The organism is Bacillus sp. 22475 (assembly GCF_052044835.1).
In the GTDB taxonomy this organism is placed as follows: Bacteria; Bacillota; Bacilli; order Bacillales; family Bacillaceae_G; genus Bacillus_A; species Bacillus_A cereus.
In genome coordinates this window covers 331,106-347,830 of record NZ_JBQENW010000003.1, presented here as the reverse complement: position 1 = coordinate 347,830, position 16,725 = coordinate 331,106, and the positions used below count along the sequence as shown (strand labels likewise).

Genomic DNA, 16,725 nt, shown 5'->3' with positions numbered 1-16,725 from the left:
CCTGTTGAAATAGAAGAAATTATGGAAAAATGAATATCGGGAAGAGAAAGCACACGTTTTACTAAAAAGGTGGAAGAAAACCACTATTAAAATTTCAATCTTAAAACTTAATTTATAAACGATTATATAGAGAATGAACGTTAAAAAAGGGAAAATAACTAGGAGGAATTTAATATGTCGGATTGGTTTCAATTAGATAAAGAATATATGATGTCTACATATTGTCGTACAGAGGTTGCAATGGAAAAAGGAGAAGGGTGTAAACTGTATGATGTAGATGGTAAAGAGTATTTAGATTTATTTTCTGGCGTAGGAGTAAATGTATTAGGATACAATCATCCTAAAATTGTACAAATGACAATGGAGCAAGTTGCGAAATCGTTGCATTTACCGTTTCATTTTTTAAACCCAGTTGCAATTGAGTATGCAAAGAAATTAGTAGATTGTACTTTAAAAAGCGGAAAAGTCTTTTTTACAAACTCTGGTACGGAAGCGACAGAAACGACATTAAAATTAATTGATAAATATAGATTTATTGCGAATGAAGAGCGTGATGGAGTAGTTGTGTTAAAAGATAGTTTTCACGGGAGAACGTTAGGGGCACTGCATTTTACGAGACAAGAAAAGGTATATCAAAATTTCCCTAAAACATCTATTCCTGTATATGAAGTAGAGCGCGAGAATATAGACCAATTAGAAGAAATCATTATTAAAGAAAATCCAATTGCAATTATGCTAGAGCCTGTTTTAGGTAGCGGGGGGATTTATCCTTTATCAAATGAATATTTACATGGTGTTCAAAATTTATGTGAAAAATATAATGTACTTCTTGTCGTTGATGAAGTTCAAAGTGGTATGGGTCGAACGGGAAAATTATTTGCTTATCAAAATTTTAATATCACACCGGACATTATTCAAATTGGTAAAGGAGCAGGAGGCGGGATACCGCTAGGAGGAATTATTGTAGGTGAAAGGTTATGTGATGTATTTTCACCAGGAGATCACGGGACAACATTTGCTCATTCATCAATGGGAACAGCTTTAGGTTTAACTGTATTAAATACATTACTTGATGATGGGTTAATGCAAGAAGCTTATGAAACGTCACTATATTTGAATGACAAACTGCAAGATATTCAGAAAGAAAATGCTTATTATATTCAGGAAGTACGTCATGCGGGGATGATGTTTGGGATAAGTGTGAATGACACGAAAGAAAATGTGAAGAAATTACAGATTGAGTTAATGAATAAAGGGATGTTAGTCGATGTAACACAAGGGAATATTATTCGATTACTTCCGCCGTATATTATTACGAAAGAGGAAATTGACGCATTCACTTATGAGTTTATTTCCTGTATTCATAACATAGCTGCTACAGCAAGTATTTAAAAAAATATAAAAAAATATAAAAAAATATAAAAGCTGAAGAAGGCGCTATTTTAGCGGCTTCTTCAGCTTTTTAAAATAGTAAATTACTTAACCTAGAGAGCATCTCATTGGACAAATAATTAATTATGTGAAACAATAATAACAGATAAGGAGACGTTAATTTTCCTTAAGTGCTTCGAATTAATTTTATTCAATAAGAGAAGGTGTGCTTAAAGAAGTTAAATTAAAAAGGAGCTGTTTTATTATATGCAACAAAATAATGATTTAAATTTTGAACCTCAAGACGTTAATATTGTCAATCCTAAACAAGCCAGGAAAGCAGTAATTGCTACTGGTATAGGAAACGCAATGGAGTGGTTTGACTTCGGATTATACGCGTATTTAGCGGTTATCTTAAGTCAATTATTCTTCTCAGGTGTTGATAATAGTGGATTGCAACTTGTACTTACATTCGGTACATTTGCAGCAGCCTTTCTCGTTCGACCAATCGGAGGTGTATTCTTTGGTAGAATAGGAGATAAGTACGGCCGAAAAATCGTGTTAAGTACTACTATTATTTTAATGGCACTTTCTACATTATTCATCGCATTACTACCAACCTATGAACAAATTGGTGTATGGGCACCAATACTACTTTTAGTTGCCCGAATGATTCAAGGCTTCTCTACAGGCGGCGAATATTCAGGAGCAATGGTTTATATCGCAGAATCTTCTCCAGATAAAAAGCGTGGTATACTCGGTAGTGGTCTTGAAATTGGAACACTCTCAGGTTACATTGCTGCATCGGTAATTGTTACCATTTTGACGTTATTGTTAACAGATGAGCAAATGCTCAGCTGGGGATGGCGTATTCCGTTCTTAGTAGCTGCACCAATTGGTTTGGTCGGTTTATACTTACGCCGTCATCTAGATGAATCTCCAATCTTTGAAGAGATGGAAAAAGCACAAGAGGAATCTGAAGACAATGAACAATTTTCATTTATGGATATTATTAAATATCACAAAAAAGACTTCTTATTAAGCACAGTAATTGTCGCCTTCTTTAATATTACGAATTATATGATTCTTTCGTATATTCCTTCTTATCTAACTCAAGTACTTAAAGTCAAAGAAACAACGGGCTTATTAATTATTTCTATTACGATGGCACTTATGATTCCACTAGCACTATATTTCGGTAAATTAAGTGATAAAATTGGTAATAAACGCGTCGTGCAAATTGGTTTACTTGGTTTAACTGTATTTGCAATTCCAGCATTTTTACTAATAGGTAACGGACATATTGCAGCTATATTTGCAGGTATTTTCGTACTAGGTTTCTTCTTAAGTGTATATGAAGGAACATTACCTTCATTATTACCATCACTCTTTTTCACTGATGTACGTTATCGAGCACTTTCGATTTCATTTAATATTTCTGTATCGATATTCGGTGGAACAACACCGCTCGTATGTTCATACTTAGTTCATGCAACTGGTAACCCGCTTGCGCCAGCATTTTATTTGACGGGTGTAAGTATTATTGGATTAGTTGTATTTAGTGTATTATTTGTTACGACTTCAGGGCGTGCGCTAAAAGGTTCATATCCTACAGTAGAAACGAAAAAAGAAGCACACCTAATCGCTAAAGAAGACCCTGAAGAAACACTTTGGTGGCATGAAGAGTCATTAGAAATTGAAGCAGGGAAGAATGCTTCCATTTAAAAAGCAACGTAGAAGTATAAAAAGACTCCTATGAATATAGGAGTCTTTTTGTTACGTTATTTCTTTCGTTTCTTCAAACTTTTCTGATAGGCATAAAGCTTATGAATCTCTTCCTTAAATTCATGCAGAAGTACAATGCTTTTACCATTTGAATAGCGCACCGTATTATAAGCATCTATAATAATATCACTTTGAATATTTACATCTTCTTCATCATTTATTCTTTCTAGCCAAGCTTCAACAGTTTCTCCCCGTTTTCTATTTAAAGGAGGGGTTAACTTACTCTCTAGCTTGAAAATTTCCTTCCGAATTTCGTTATGCGGCGGTTTATTTCGTTTAAAACGATTTTGGTTCGTTCCTTCTTTATTAGTAATGATAGTAGATTCGAAGGCGGGCATATTTGGTAAACTGAATTGTTTTCGTTTTTTTACTATTTTCCAAACGACGTAAATAGCGATAGCTGTACATGCTATTATGGTAATGCTATTTATGAGTGTGGGGTCAAAATCAGGAAGTTTTTCCCCATTGTCTTCAATTTTAGGTTTTAAGAGATGCCCTTTACTTGCCCAAACCCCTTCAGTATCTTTCAATTCAGCTGCTATGAGAAATGGATTTATAACATAACCGACTCCTAACGCAACTACTTCTGTGATAAAGCTAAAAATAAGACGAATAAAAGGAAAAACTAAAACAAGTACTATACTCATTACACCAATCGTAATGATAGAAATGAAACGTAATAACTGTTGATTCCGATTTGCCCCAGTTAACCAAAATGTAATCATAATGTGTATAACTAATAGTAACAGCTTCCACAAAGGTGGAAAGGGCGCATAAAATATGGCTGAAATACTAAACCAAACAATACCGCCTAACGATTTTTGAACTGGATATCCTGGTCCGACTACATGTACGATAAAGAAGAAAAGCGGTAACATAATTGTGCCGAATAGAGAGAATGGGAGAAGGAAAGAACAACCAATTATTTGAGTAATGAACAGTATGACAAATCCGGTTGTTTTTTTCTTCATAAATTTATGAATAAGAAATATGCCTACATAGCCTGTTGCTAAAAATATGGCAATAGCAACAAGGTCATCCCTTTCTGTTAATAATGAAAGGAGGAGAAGCAAAATAAAGTCATTAACGTGATAGAGCCAAGTTTTCAACCGATTCCACCATCCCTTCGCTATTAATGAGGAACGTTGGCTGCGAGAGAAGAGGGAGTTCATTTTTCTGTAAACCAATGTATATCATTGTAGACGAACGTTCTCTCTTTCTCGTTACATAATGAAGGAATCCTTGTTTCGGAAGTAACGTACTATCATCTGAAATACGTGCTAATTCTTCTAAAGCTTTTGCATATTGTGTTTGCCCTTCATGTAACGATAAATGTAATGCACCACCTTCTGCTAATACACTAATAAATAATTCAAACGGTATGTGATGCTTCGTTGCATATTGGCAAATGTATGTTGCGAATGAAATTAAATCTTCAACATTATCTTTCCAACCAAATCCACGATCGGCAGCTAAAGAAAGACAAATCGTCCAACTATAATTTTTTACAGGTTCAAATTGCTTCGCTTGTAATTCTTGCATTTTAGCAGATGCCTTCCAATGAATAGAGCGGAAAGACTCACGCTCATATCGCTTTACACCGATAATAGATGTTTCATCATTGTAAAAAGAAAAATTAGTTCGATAAGAACCAGTTAGAAGTTGCTGAAGTTCTTGCAAACCTGCTACTTCTTTAGGAGAAGGATACACAATAATTTCAGTTTTTAACTTATCGAAAACAGGTAAGTGTACATTTAATAAATGAAAAGGATCTTTTAAAACGCATTCGAACTGTTCAATTTGAAACACACCACGTTTCGTTGCGGTTAATGTTAAATCCCATTTTTGCGCCGAATGTGCAGGTTGTGAAAATGGAAAAGAGAATAACGTTTTTGATATTCGTTCAATTCCTTGATCTTTATGCTGTATAAGAGACGAATCTAAATGAAAATAACAAACACCATTAACGAGAGGGATATGTGCACCGTTTTTCAAATGAATAAAAAACTTTCCAGATTCATCAGGGAAAAGCCGAGTTGTTTGTCTCTCGTTTATAACTTCAAATTTTTTCTCTATGTAAGCGACATATTTATAAATGAAAATCGCAAATAAATAATAGGAGAAAAAGAGAAACATTATAATTCGTTGCGGCATAAAAAAGGTAAATAGTATAGCGCCTGGCACAGTTAGTTGAATAATATGGAGTTGAAAAAATAAAGGTACAGTTACAACACGCTGTCCATTCATGCTTGCTCAATCTCCACAGGTACGTCAACTTCTTTTAAAATACTTTGCATTATATCATTTTTAGTCGTGCGCAGGGCACCTTCCATTGATAAGACAATACGGTGATTCCAAACAGAAGGAGTTAAAAATTGTATATCTTCAGGGGTGCAATATTCTCTCCCGCGTAAGAAGGCTAATGCTTGAACTGCGCGCACTAAAGAAAGTGTGGCACGTGGGCTTACACCGTTAGCGATGTAATCGTGATTTCGAGTAGCTTGTGCAAGTTTAATTATGTAATGTTCTAACGGTTCTGATATGAAAATTTCTTTTATTCGTTTCTGTGATTCTAATATATCTTCTAAAGAGATAACAGGTGTGACACGTTCTAGCGGTATATCGTTACGAAAACGTCGCATCATTTGTAACTCATCTTCAGGAGTTGGATAACCAATTGAAATCGTCATTAAAAAGCGATCAAGCTGTGCATCTGGAAGAGGGAAAGTCCCTTGTGATTCAATTGGGTTTTGCGTTGCAATAACAAAGAACGGTTTTGGGAGAGGAGTAGACTGTTTTTCAAGCGTCACTTGTCGCTCTTCCATCGCTTCTAACAAACTAGATTGTGTTCTCGGCATTGCACGGTTAATTTCATCTGCTAGCAAAATGTTTGTCATAACGGGTCCAATTCTTAACTCAAATTCACTTGTTTTTGGGTTAAAGTATTCAATACCTGTTACATCACTTGGAAGTACATCAGGGGTAAATTGAACACGAGAAAAACTACCGCCAATACTTTTTGAAATGGTTTTCGCCAGTAACGTTTTCCCAGTACCAGGCACGTCTTCGAGTAGTACATGTCCATCAGCAAGCAGTGAAACAAGCAGTAGATCAATAACATTTTCTTTACCAACAAACACAGATCCTATGTTTTCTTTCAATTTATTTATCATATGTACCATTCCTTTCAGTATAAAAGAGCTAATATTTCTATATTTTAACAAATTATTCGGAAAATTAGTATGATTTTTTAATTCAAAGAAATAGATATTTAATTATTAAATTAAGCTTGCATATTTTGGAATATGATTATACAATATCGGTATACGATGTATCGTGAGTCGATATATCATAAAGCGATGTATCGGAGGTAGTTATAATGAATGCGAAGGCGCAAAAATATATTCCGTTAACTGAGGCGACATACTACATATTATTGTCACTTGTAAAGCCAATGCATGGTTATGGAATTATGCAAATGGTAGAAGAGATGACAAATGGAGAAGTAAAACTCGGTCCTGGTACGTTATACGGGAATACGACGAAATTACTTAAAGAAAAATTAATTGTTGAAGTTGCCTCTACAGATAGAAAGAAGTGCTATGAGTTAACGCCGTTTGGGAGAGAAGTGTTAGAGCTCGAGTATAACAGGTTACAGAGATCTGTAAGGAATGGGAATAGTATATTAGGGGAGTGAATGAGAGATGGAGACAAAGAAGGTATTTAAATTTTTCATGGCATGGAGTTTAGAAAAAGAAGAAGCTTTTTTACGGAAAATGCATCAAAAAGGTTGGGCGTTACAAAGGTATAATTTGTTGTATACGTTTAAGAAAACAGAACCGAAAGATGTAATATATAAAGCGGATTTTAGATTGGTTTATTGGGATTCAAAAGAAAAACAACAGGAGTACTTTGAAATATATGAAATGTCTGGTTGGAAACGTGTCACAAGTTTTACAAGATGGAATTATTTTTGTAAGGAAGTAGAGAAGGGAATTGAGTTACCTGACATATATTCAGAGAAGGACACGAAGGTGCAAAAAATGAAGGAATTATTACAATTTTTCGCATTAATTTCAATAACTATATTACCCTCAATGTATAGCGTATTTTTAAGTTCAACAGAATCAAGAGTGCCAATTTGGGCGAAAGTTATGACAGGGCTTGTAGGTTGTATGTATGCTTATTTCTTCATGAGAATTTATTGGAAAATCAAGAAATTGAAAAGTGAAATATTATAATAAAGATTAGACTCTAGAAGAAGATAATGATGACAATGACATCATTATCTTCTTCTTTAATTTTTATGTAATTCTATTTTGTTAACTATTTTTTATATAATAAAAATATATATTTAATTCATAGAACTAACAGTTACAAAGATAATACCAGTAACAATACCTAAAAAAAATCATAAATGAAGAAGAAATAATTAATAATAAAGAATTAGCAATAAATATCACTTTATTAGATTTTTGATTTTTAAAATGGTAATAAAGTAAAAGACCACAAATAGTAGAAACAATCCATATTGTTAGACCGTAAGGAGTCGTTATTTTTTCAAAATCGAAGATCCAAAAGTAAAAGATGACTATGTGGCAAGTTACTAGTAGAAATGTTGATGGAAGCATTATCTTTTTATTTAAAATCATTTGTTATCCCCCCCCCTTATGTAAATATTACCAAAAGGGTGTGGGTTTTAATATATAATAAGGAAGAAATACATCTTTAATTAACTTATTAAATGGAAAAATCCCTTATAGAAAAATCTATTTCTACAAGGGATAATAATGTTTTTATTAGAAAGACTGGTTTTGAGCAGGTTTAATAAATTGTTCAGGGTTTTCAACAAGCCCACATACAGCGCATTGAACGCGGTATGTAGGTCCTTGATAGGCCATATGAAAAGCATTCATCGTTTCATTTGTGTATTCTTCTTCTACTTGACCAGTTTGTGGATTTAATTTGACTGGTTTTACTTGTTGTTCAAGAATATTAAAGCGAGTACGGTTCGTTTTACAGCTTGGACATAGCATTGGTTCCATATGTATACACCTCCATTTGTATCATTTCTTAAAATCTTTAATTTTATGCAAGCAAAAAACTTTCTCAATATAAATAGGTGTTTAATGTATTTAAAATTCAGAAAAAATAAAATATAATAAAAGTACGAACTGGTTATGTCCAAACCAAATCTCCTGTTTTATGCCAATAAGCTGGGGGGCCGAGAAATCGGCCTCATTTTTTTTGCTCATTACTACAAGGAACAAGGTTTTTGTGAGACTTTTGTCGAAATTTTAGGGATAGATATAAAGGGGGATGTAAAATGGATTTGAAAATGAAGTACATCATTTTATATGTAGAAAAGTTTGAGGAATGTTTAAAATTCTATAAAGATATTTTACAGTTACCTATAAAAGCAGAGCACGGTACATATATTGAATTTAATACTGGAACTACCATTTTAGCGATGAATACGCGGCAAGATGTGAAAGAATTAACAGGACTACCGCTTACAGAAGGTGAATTAAAGTCTTCTCATTTCGAATTAGGATTCGTTGTTGAGAATGTACAAGAAACGATTGAGCAATTTAGAGAACAAGGAATCAAGATTTTAGTTGAACCTATTGTAAAACCGTGGGGACAAACAATTGCCTACATTGCTGATCCAGATGGAAATTATATTGAAATTTGCAGTTCATTAGAATAGAGGGAGAAAGAGAGATGGGATTTCCAAAACTAGAAACAGAACGTTTACTCTTAAGAGAACTTACACTATTAGATGCAGAAACGATGTTCCAATATTTTTCGAAAGAATCAGTTATACGTTATTTCGGAATGGATTCTTTTGAAAATATTGAGCAAGCGAAAACAACGATTCAAACTTTTAAAAATCGTTATGAAGAGGGCAGTGTATTTCGCTGGGGAATCGAGAAAAAAGGGACGGGCCAATTAATCGGAACGTGCGGATTTCATTTAATTAATAATAATCATAAACGAGCTGAAATTGGTTATGAATTAGATGATACATATTGGGGACAAGGATATGCATCGGAAGCATTACAAGCGATTTTAGCTTACGGATTTGAAATGCTGCAACTGATAAGAATCGCAGCGGTTGTATATGTAGAAAATAAAGCTTCTCAAAAGTTGTTAATAAAAGCAGGATTTCAAGAAGAAGGATTACTTCGAAAACATATGATTCAAAATGGAGTTGCTCATGATACCATTTTATATTCTTTATTAAAAGAAGAGTGGAAGAAGTAATGAGTACAAACGAACTTATAACGATTATGAAGAATCATAGGGAAAATAGATTCATTTTAGGTATAGATGGTTTAAGTCGTTCAGGAAAAACAACATTCGTAGCAAATTTAAAAGAAAATATGAAACAAGAAGGCATTCCGTTTCATATTTTCCATATTGATGATCATATAGTGGAGCGTAATCGACGCTATTATACAAACCATGAAGAATGGTATGAGTATTATTGTTTACAGTGGGATATTACATACTTGAGGCAGAAGTTTTTTCAGAAGTTACAACATGAGACAAAATTAACTTTGCCTTTTTATCAAGAGGAAACAGACTCATGTGAAATGAAAAAAGTACAGATTCCTATTGTAGGCGTAATTGTTATTGAAGGAGTTTTTCTGCAGCGAAAAGAATGGAGAGATTTCTTTCATTATATGGTCTATTTGGACTGTCCAAGAGAGACAAGGTTTCTACGTGAGAGTGAGGAGACACAGAAAAACCTTTCAAAGTTTGAAAATAGGTATTGGAAAGCAGAGGATTATTACTTAGAAATGGAATCGCCGAGGAATAGGGCGGATTTAGTCATTAAATGATTTGAACATAGAAGGTGAATAGAATGAATATTTTATGGGATTTTGATGGGACGTTATTTGATACGTATCCTGCATATACAATGATGCTTTCTGAAATATTAGGTGATTCAGTAGAAAAACAAGAAATATACAAAAACTTAAAAATATCATACTCTCATGCAATTCAGTATTATAATATTTCATGCGAGCAGGAAGAAAAGATTAAAGTTTTGAAGGGAAAATTCACGTCAAAAGATATGAAACCTTTTGCAGGTGTCGAAGAGGTTTTGAAATTTGCAAATAAAAATGTGATTATGACCCATAAACATAGGGAAGGGGTTATGGGCATTTTAAAATATTACGGCTGGGAAAAATACTTCGTAGATATGGTTACAATTGACGATGGCTTTCCTCGGAAGCCAAACTCTTTAGCTTATAATCATCTGCATAAAAAATACAATATTGATTTAGCTATTGGAGATAGAGAATTAGATTTATTACCTGCAAAAGAATTAGGTATTTCAACATGTATGTTTCAAGGTAATTGTGATGTAGCGGATTATTCTTTATCACATTACTCGGAGTTTTTTAAGGTAGTGAGTGATAGAGAGTTTTCTTTATAAAAAAAGTTATTAATAAAGACTGTATCTTTCATTTTAAAGGTACAGTCTTTATTTTTTAGAGCTATTATATACCAATTGCCGTGGATTAAAGAATGATTGTATATCTTTAGTAAAGAAATAGTTAGTTGTTAGATAGAAATAAACTGACAGATAAAGTGATAGTGTCCGTTTTATCTGCTTTTTATCATAACCAAATTATGGTTATTCATGCTAATATAAACTCATAGCTATATAGAAGGGGTGGGATTAGTATGAAAACAGAAATAGTTCCTAAAAAGAAGTACAGTATAATAAGCTATATATCTTTACTCATCGGCATTTTGTGTTTTCTATTCGTTTTTATAACGCCAACAAGGATAGCGAATGCAGGTAATATAGTTGGAGATTATATTACAATTGTCCTGACAGGTGTAGGTATCATGCTTTCAATAATCACAATGACGAAAAAAACAGAGAAGAAGGGGATTGCTATTCTTTCATTAATATTGTCCTCATCATTTTTTATATTTTGGATCATAGCAATTATCCTATTGTTTACTGGTCAAATTAGTTTTGCGCCGTAATGTGAAATAAAAAGAGTCCTTTTCGTATGATAACGGGTATAGTTACGGGAGTGAAAATATAAAATAACATACAAATTAGGGATGTAAATCACTTATGATTTAGCATCCCTTTTTTTATTGTTATTTCAGTGTTTAAGCGCTTTCATATAGTTAAATAGCGTTCTAAATAATAAGATAAATGGAAAATTTATGTTAAAATAATTATAGAGATTGTGAAAAAATGTTCTTAAACTAGCGTTCAGATTACTTTAAGAAGGTTTTTCAAAGGAAATGGTAAATATCATCTTTTGAAGGGGTGATTGTAGTGGATTAAGTGATTTTTTTAATCTTGGTTCAATACTTTGAAGATAGGGGTTTATAACTATGAATACAAAACTAATAATAGTAGAAGGGTTACCTGGATTTGGAAAATCAACCACTGCAAAGCTAATAAATGAAATTCTAAGCCAAAATAAAATTGAGGTTGAACTATTTTTAGAGGGAAATTTGAACCACCCAGCCGACTATGATGGTGTATCTTGTTTTAATAAATTTGAGTTCAATAGATTATTATCTAACAGTGGAGATTTTAAAGAAGTGCTCCTTAAGAAAGTTCTAAAAAAAGGAAGCAATTATTTATTACCATACAGAAAGATGAAAAATGAGTTTGGTGACCAGTTTTCGGACGAATTATTTAACATTATTTTAAAAAATGATATATACGAATTACCATTCGATAAAAATGTTGAATTAATTGCTGACAAATGGAATGACTTTGCTGAAATCGCTCTAGAAGACAATAAGTTTTATATCTTTGAATGTTGTTTCATACAAAATCCATTAACTATTGGGATGATTAAATATGGTGAACAAAAAGAAAAAATAATAAATTATGTAATGAAAGTTGCAAAAATCATAGAGAATTTAAATCCAATGTTATTGTATGTAGAACAAGATAATCTTGAATTTTCATTTAGGAAGGCGTTAAAAGAAAGAACTCCAGAATGGTCCACAGGAATTATCGACTATTACACTAACCAAGGCTATGGAAAAGAACATAACCATTCAGGTGTAGAAGGAGCGATAAAAGTTCTTGAAGCTAGAAGGAATTTAGAATTAGAAATATTCGATATGTTAAAAATGAAAAAAGAAAAAATCAATAATACAAAATATGAAATTGACTCATATAGGTCAATGTTAAAAGATAAGTTAGCCATACAAATGGTGAAATAGCTTTTTACACTAACGGGTGCTTTAATTGAAGAAGGAAATAAAAACGCTCAGAATATTTTCTGAGCGTTTTAGTTTGTTATTTCTAATGTTTATTAGCATTTTTTCTTCCTAAACTGAACCCATTACTCGTATGAAGGACTCTTTTTACTCGGTATCTTCAGGTTGATATTCTAAAATATCCCCCGGTTGGCATTCTAATGCTTTACATATTGCTTCTAAAGTTGAAAAACGGACTGCTTTTGCTTTTCCATTTTTCAAGATAGAAAGGTTAGCCATTGTAATTCCAACCTTCTCCGAAAGTTCTGTTACACTCATTTTTCTTTTTGCTAACATTACATCAATATTAATAATAATTGCCATATTATTCACCTCAGACCGTTAAATCATTTTCTGATTTTATATCTATAGCATCTTTTAATAGTCTTTGGAGAACGGCAGCAAAGACCGCGATTACCATTGAAGCAAAAATCATAATCATTCCGATAATAATAATGCCAGGGGCGTCATCTCTCTCTGCCACGAGATAGAAAAGTGGCATACCTAATACATATAATACACTAATTGCCAATGCGCTGTACTTAATATTTTTTAAAGCTTTAACAGATAACTCTGAGAATGCGTTGTTTTTATCAATATAGTTTAAAAGCTTAAATGTTTGGTACAGTGCGAAGTAATAAGGTATTGCTGTTGCGTATAAGTTGATAAATACAAGGTATTTAATATATGCAATATCCGGATATAATTCTGCGGCGAAGTTTCCTATTTTAGGGACTAAAAAAATGCACATAGCAAGAACGGGGATTCCGATCAGAATCACAACGGTCTTTAAAAAGAGTGTGGATCCTTGTTTCATAAAAAGCACCTCATTTATTTAATATCTTATTAATTTAACATGGAATTTATTGTTTAACAATAAAATTTTATTTCTTTTAATCGAGGATTTATTGTTAAACAAGTAATTAATGAAATGAATGCTAAATCTTTTTTATAAGATAGATGACACATACCGATATTTGATTAAGGAAAGAAATAGAAAGTAACTATTGTTAGCTTTATGAGAATTGGGAACTAATAAAACATATGTAGGTTGTGGAATGAGAAAGGAAATAAGGTGTATTGAAATGAATGCAAAGTTTATGGAGGAACAATCATGTTGAATTATGGTGTGAAGATGAAAAAGTTACTATTAGTGGGAGCTATAATAGTAAGCGTATTAAGTACGGAAAGTATGATGAATTATCATGCGGCCAAAGCTAAGGTGAAAAAAGTAGAACACCAGCCTAAAAATATAATTATGATGGTTATGGACGGAACAAGTTCAACGGCGACAACATTGGCTCGCTGGTATAAAGGGGCACCGCTTACGTTAGATCAAATTGTAACAGGAGGTGTTCGTACATATTCTGCAGAATCAGCTATTACAGACTCAGCACCAGCAGCGACAGCATTAGCAACTGGAAATAAATCGAATTCAGGATATGTAGGCGTACTACCTTCTACTGTAAATTCACCTAACTTAAAGCCAATAAAAGAAGAGGACAAGTTACGGCCGGTCGCAAACGTATTGGAAGGTGCAAAACGTACTGGCCGTGCAACTGGAATTGTTGCTACATCTGAAATTCAGCATGCTACTCCGGCGGGATTCTCGGCTCACCATGTCAATCGCAAGCAATTTGATGTAATTGCGAAGCAGCAAGTATATCAAAATATAGATGTCGTATTAGGCGGGGGAAAAGCGGCGCTGCTACCTATGAAAAGTAATGGAATCCGAAAAGATGGTGAAAATTTAGTAAAGGTGATTCAAGACAAAGGATACGATTTTGTTGAAACGAAAGATGCGTTATTGAACTCCAAATCTAATAAAATTTGGGGCTCTTTCTCAAATCATGCTCTTGCGTTTGATATGGATCGTATAGCAACAAATCCAGAACAACCAACACTTTCTCAAATGACAGAAAAAGCAATTCAAACATTATCAAAAGATAAAGATGGCTTCTTTTTATTCGTAGAAGGTAGTAAGCCTGATTGGGCAGCTCATGCTAATGATCCAATTGGGATGATTAGTGATATATTGGCATTTGATGAAGCGGTAGCAAAGGCGTTACAATTTGCGAAGAAAGATGGGGATACGATGCTCATCGCTTTAACTGATCATGGTAACAGCGGTATCTCTATAGGGAATAGAAATACGACAAAAGGATACAATACTACACCGGTTTCTGCATACATTGATTCATTGAAAAAGGCGAAAATGACACTTGAAGGAACTATAAATAAACTGAAATCTGATTTATCAAATGTAGAAGATGTAGCTAAACTATACGGTTTGGATAATCTAACTCATGATGAAAAAGAAAAATTAAAAGCGGCAAAAAAGAAAATGGATGTAGGACGAATTCTTACTACATTATTGGCTAATCGTACAAATATCGGCTTTACGACAGGAGGACATACAGGTGAGGATGTATTTTTACATTCTTATGGACCTCAAAAACCAGAAGGCTTAATCCAAAATACAGACATTGCGAAGACGATGGCGAAAGCGATGGGCTTTAACTTAGAAGAAGTAACGAATAAAATATTTTTAGAGAGTGAACAAGCCTTTAAGAAAGTCGGTGCAACTGTAACAGCCGAAAAAACCGAAGGAGCAAACCCGTTACTCGTAGTAAAACATAATAAAGTAGAAGCACAATTATTTGGTAACAAAAATATAATTCGTATCAATGGTAAAGGGTATGAATTAGGAAGTATTATTGTAGAGAGTAATGGAAAGTGCTATGTACCAGAAGAAGCAATTCAACTATTTGTAAAGCATTCTCGTTAAAAAATTGCCAACCAGTTAAGCTAACTGGTGGCAATTTTTTTGTGTTTATTCTAAATATAAGGGTTCGGATTGTTTTGGAAAGTTTTCCAGATGAGACTTGTATAAATGTGAAAGGGGAATTATATTTTTTTCTTACATTAAAAAATTTCGTTTTGTAGAATAGAGAATTTATACATATAGTAAAGTCTAATGTATTATCAATTAATATTTATGAAAAATATATTAATACTTTAGAATTTCTTTAATTTTCATTATTTTTTATTTAATATTATTCGTTATATTTATAATATGTTTATTTCAATTTATCGTATTGTAGCGCAGTTTCATATAATTATAAAGCAATCATCAAAATAAAATCTCCACTAGAGTAAATTTATTATTTTTTTGCGTCTTTTTTATCCCGCTATTTGCTGGGCAGTAAGACCCCCACCTCAAAATTCAGCGAAAGCAAAGAAGTTAGGTGGGGATCGGGCTGCCTGTAAAAGCCCGATTGGTGAGGGCTGATTAAAGTTTCACTTTATTTACGAAAATTATTATGCAGCTAAGAAAACTGTAGTTCATTGAATTAGAGGTATATTGAAATTTAGTTGAAGAAAGAGAGAGGGAATAAAATGAATATAGTGCACTTACGTCCTAAACAGCGGTCTAAGTATCGCATTATGCTAGGGACGTGGTATTACTCTACAAAGAGATACATTCAGTGGTTAGTAGACGGAAAAACATATGCAAAAAGGCTCCAACAAGAAAAGCTACCTTGTACAGCAATTCAGCACCGAACGATATTACTTCGTAAGCTCAAAGATGTAGATATGTGGTATCAACAGAATAAGGTTGTTAATTTGAAAATTGCTGTAAAAAAACTAAATGGTATCGTCATTAGACCAGGAGAAACATTTTCTTACTGGCGTTTAATAGGTAAGCCTACGAGGAAAAAAGGATATGTAGAAGGTATGGTATTACACTACGGATCTTTTCAAACAGGTATTGGAGGAGGTCTTTGTCAGCTTTCGAATTTAATATATTGGATGACTTTACATACACCACTGACAGTAACAGAACGATATCGTCATAGCTTTGATGTCTTTCCTGATTCGAGGCGAACTCAACCGTTTGGGAGTGGAGCGACTTGTTCCTATAACTATTTGGATTTACAAATTAAAAATGAAACGGACCAACCGTATCAACTTCACCTTTATATGACAGATGAACATTTAGTTGGTGAATGGAGAACAGTCTATCCGCAACTTTATCAATATGAAGTGTATGAGAAAGAACACTCAATTCAACCTGCATACTGGGGCGGTTATATACGACATAATGTGATTCAACGTAAAGTATATAATCAACAGAAACAGTTAATAGAAGATCAATATGTAACGGAGAATCACGCTATAATGATGTATGAACCACTATTAGCTTGTAATAATGAGAATAGTGAGTAATATGATAATCCATAGATTAAATAGTATAGAAAATATTTAATTCTTATTTTTATTAAAAAAATATAAATCTCAGATTTA

Annotated in this window: 18 protein-coding genes and 1 pseudogene; 12 read left to right on the top strand and 7 right to left on the bottom strand. The window is 33.1% G+C overall.

From position 1 onward, the window contains the following. The first annotated feature begins 174 nt into the window (after positions 1-174). Together ACTJJY_RS08085 and ACTJJY_RS08080 are read left to right on the top strand one after the other, a co-directional pair. Entirely contained in the window at positions 175-1,392 is a 1,218-nt protein-coding gene (locus ACTJJY_RS08085) for an aspartate aminotransferase family protein (RefSeq protein WP_440605342.1), read from the top strand. Positions 1,393-1,638: 246 nt separating this feature from the next. Further along, a complete protein-coding gene (locus tag ACTJJY_RS08080) occupies positions 1,639-3,096 on the top strand; it encodes an MFS transporter (RefSeq protein ID WP_001186932.1) in 1,458 nt (485 codons plus the stop codon). 56 nt (positions 3,097-3,152) lie between these two features. Here the strand turns inward: ACTJJY_RS08080 and ACTJJY_RS08075 are convergent, their stop codons facing one another. Genes ACTJJY_RS08075 through ACTJJY_RS08065 form a run of 3 tightly spaced genes read right to left on the bottom strand, consistent with a single transcriptional unit; the run spans position 3,153 to position 6,329 of the window. Next, positions 3,153-4,265 carry a DUF4018 domain-containing protein gene (locus tag ACTJJY_RS08075; protein WP_095690647.1) on the bottom strand — a complete coding sequence of 371 codons (1,113 nt, stop codon included), beginning with the start codon at positions 4,263-4,265 and terminating at the stop codon, positions 3,153-3,155. Continuing rightward, positions 4,240-5,403, bottom strand: a complete 1,164-nt coding sequence (locus ACTJJY_RS08070; protein WP_089171324.1) for a DUF58 domain-containing protein — start codon at positions 5,401-5,403, stop codon at positions 4,240-4,242. The genes ACTJJY_RS08075 and ACTJJY_RS08070 overlap by 26 nt, the downstream gene beginning before the upstream one ends. Continuing rightward, positions 5,400-6,329: an AAA family ATPase gene (locus tag ACTJJY_RS08065; RefSeq protein ID WP_053564135.1), complete on the bottom strand. Its 930-nt coding sequence runs from the start codon at positions 6,327-6,329 to the stop codon at positions 5,400-5,402. The genes ACTJJY_RS08070 and ACTJJY_RS08065 overlap by 4 nt, the downstream gene beginning before the upstream one ends. A gap of 206 nt (positions 6,330-6,535) precedes the next feature. Between ACTJJY_RS08065 and ACTJJY_RS08060 the strand changes: the two genes are divergently transcribed. Further along, a complete protein-coding gene (locus tag ACTJJY_RS08060; protein WP_000991891.1) occupies positions 6,536-6,853 on the top strand; it encodes a PadR family transcriptional regulator in 318 nt (105 codons plus the stop codon). 7 nt (positions 6,854-6,860) lie between these two features. Continuing rightward, the gene (locus tag ACTJJY_RS08055; protein WP_168410577.1) at positions 6,861-7,397 is read left to right on the top strand and encodes a DUF2812 domain-containing protein; all 537 of its coding nucleotides are present in this window, start codon (positions 6,861-6,863) and stop codon (positions 7,395-7,397) included. Positions 7,398-7,510: 113 nt separating this feature from the next. Here ACTJJY_RS08055 and ACTJJY_RS08050 read toward each other — a convergent pair. Together ACTJJY_RS08050 and ACTJJY_RS08045 are read right to left on the bottom strand one after the other, a co-directional pair. Next, a pseudogene (locus ACTJJY_RS08050) lies at positions 7,511-7,808 on the bottom strand (hypothetical protein). Between the two features lie 147 nt (positions 7,809-7,955). Then, positions 7,956-8,201 carry a hypothetical protein gene (locus tag ACTJJY_RS08045; RefSeq protein ID WP_000433609.1) on the bottom strand — a complete coding sequence of 82 codons (246 nt, stop codon included), beginning with the start codon at positions 8,199-8,201 and terminating at the stop codon, positions 7,956-7,958. A gap of 281 nt (positions 8,202-8,482) precedes the next feature. Between ACTJJY_RS08045 and ACTJJY_RS08040 the strand changes: the two genes are divergently transcribed. The 6 genes from ACTJJY_RS08040 (at position 8,483) to ACTJJY_RS08015 (ending at position 12,381) form a co-directional block, all read left to right on the top strand. Beyond that, complete coding sequence (locus tag ACTJJY_RS08040) at positions 8,483-8,866, top strand: VOC family protein (protein ID WP_000364497.1); 384 nt, start codon at positions 8,483-8,485, stop codon at positions 8,864-8,866. Positions 8,867-8,880: 14 nt separating this feature from the next. Next, a complete protein-coding gene (locus ACTJJY_RS08035; protein ID WP_000506652.1) occupies positions 8,881-9,423 on the top strand; it encodes a GNAT family N-acetyltransferase in 543 nt (180 codons plus the stop codon). After that, positions 9,423-10,004: a kinase gene (locus ACTJJY_RS08030; protein WP_071732026.1), complete on the top strand. Its 582-nt coding sequence runs from the start codon at positions 9,423-9,425 to the stop codon at positions 10,002-10,004. Before ACTJJY_RS08035 ends, ACTJJY_RS08030 begins: the two co-directional genes overlap by 1 nt. A gap of 23 nt (positions 10,005-10,027) precedes the next feature. Beyond that, complete coding sequence (locus tag ACTJJY_RS08025) at positions 10,028-10,606, top strand: HAD-IA family hydrolase (protein ID WP_016512647.1); 579 nt, start codon at positions 10,028-10,030, stop codon at positions 10,604-10,606. 251 nt (positions 10,607-10,857) lie between these two features. Further along, positions 10,858-11,169: a hypothetical protein gene (locus ACTJJY_RS08020; protein ID WP_168410576.1), complete on the top strand. Its 312-nt coding sequence runs from the start codon at positions 10,858-10,860 to the stop codon at positions 11,167-11,169. 363 nt (positions 11,170-11,532) lie between these two features. Further along, positions 11,533-12,381, top strand: a complete 849-nt coding sequence (locus ACTJJY_RS08015) for a hypothetical protein (RefSeq protein ID WP_168410575.1) — start codon at positions 11,533-11,535, stop codon at positions 12,379-12,381. A 144-nt stretch (positions 12,382-12,525) separates the two neighbouring features. Here the strand turns inward: ACTJJY_RS08015 and ACTJJY_RS08010 are convergent, their stop codons facing one another. Together ACTJJY_RS08010 and ACTJJY_RS08005 are read right to left on the bottom strand one after the other, a co-directional pair. Further along, a complete protein-coding gene (locus ACTJJY_RS08010; protein WP_000974619.1) occupies positions 12,526-12,741 on the bottom strand; it encodes a helix-turn-helix domain-containing protein in 216 nt (71 codons plus the stop codon). 10 nt (positions 12,742-12,751) lie between these two features. Further along, complete coding sequence (locus ACTJJY_RS08005; RefSeq protein ID WP_001977318.1) at positions 12,752-13,234, bottom strand: DUF2975 domain-containing protein; 483 nt, start codon at positions 13,232-13,234, stop codon at positions 12,752-12,754. A 297-nt stretch (positions 13,235-13,531) separates the two neighbouring features. Here ACTJJY_RS08005 and ACTJJY_RS08000 point away from each other — a divergent pair, with 297 nt between their 5' ends. Together ACTJJY_RS08000 and ACTJJY_RS07995 are read left to right on the top strand one after the other, a co-directional pair. Next, a complete protein-coding gene (locus ACTJJY_RS08000) occupies positions 13,532-15,205 on the top strand; it encodes an alkaline phosphatase (protein WP_168410574.1) in 1,674 nt (557 codons plus the stop codon). Between the two features lie 611 nt (positions 15,206-15,816). Further along, the gene (locus ACTJJY_RS07995) at positions 15,817-16,647 is read left to right on the top strand and encodes a VanW family protein (RefSeq protein WP_088022222.1); all 831 of its coding nucleotides are present in this window, start codon (positions 15,817-15,819) and stop codon (positions 16,645-16,647) included. The last annotated feature ends 78 nt before the right edge of the window (positions 16,648-16,725 follow it).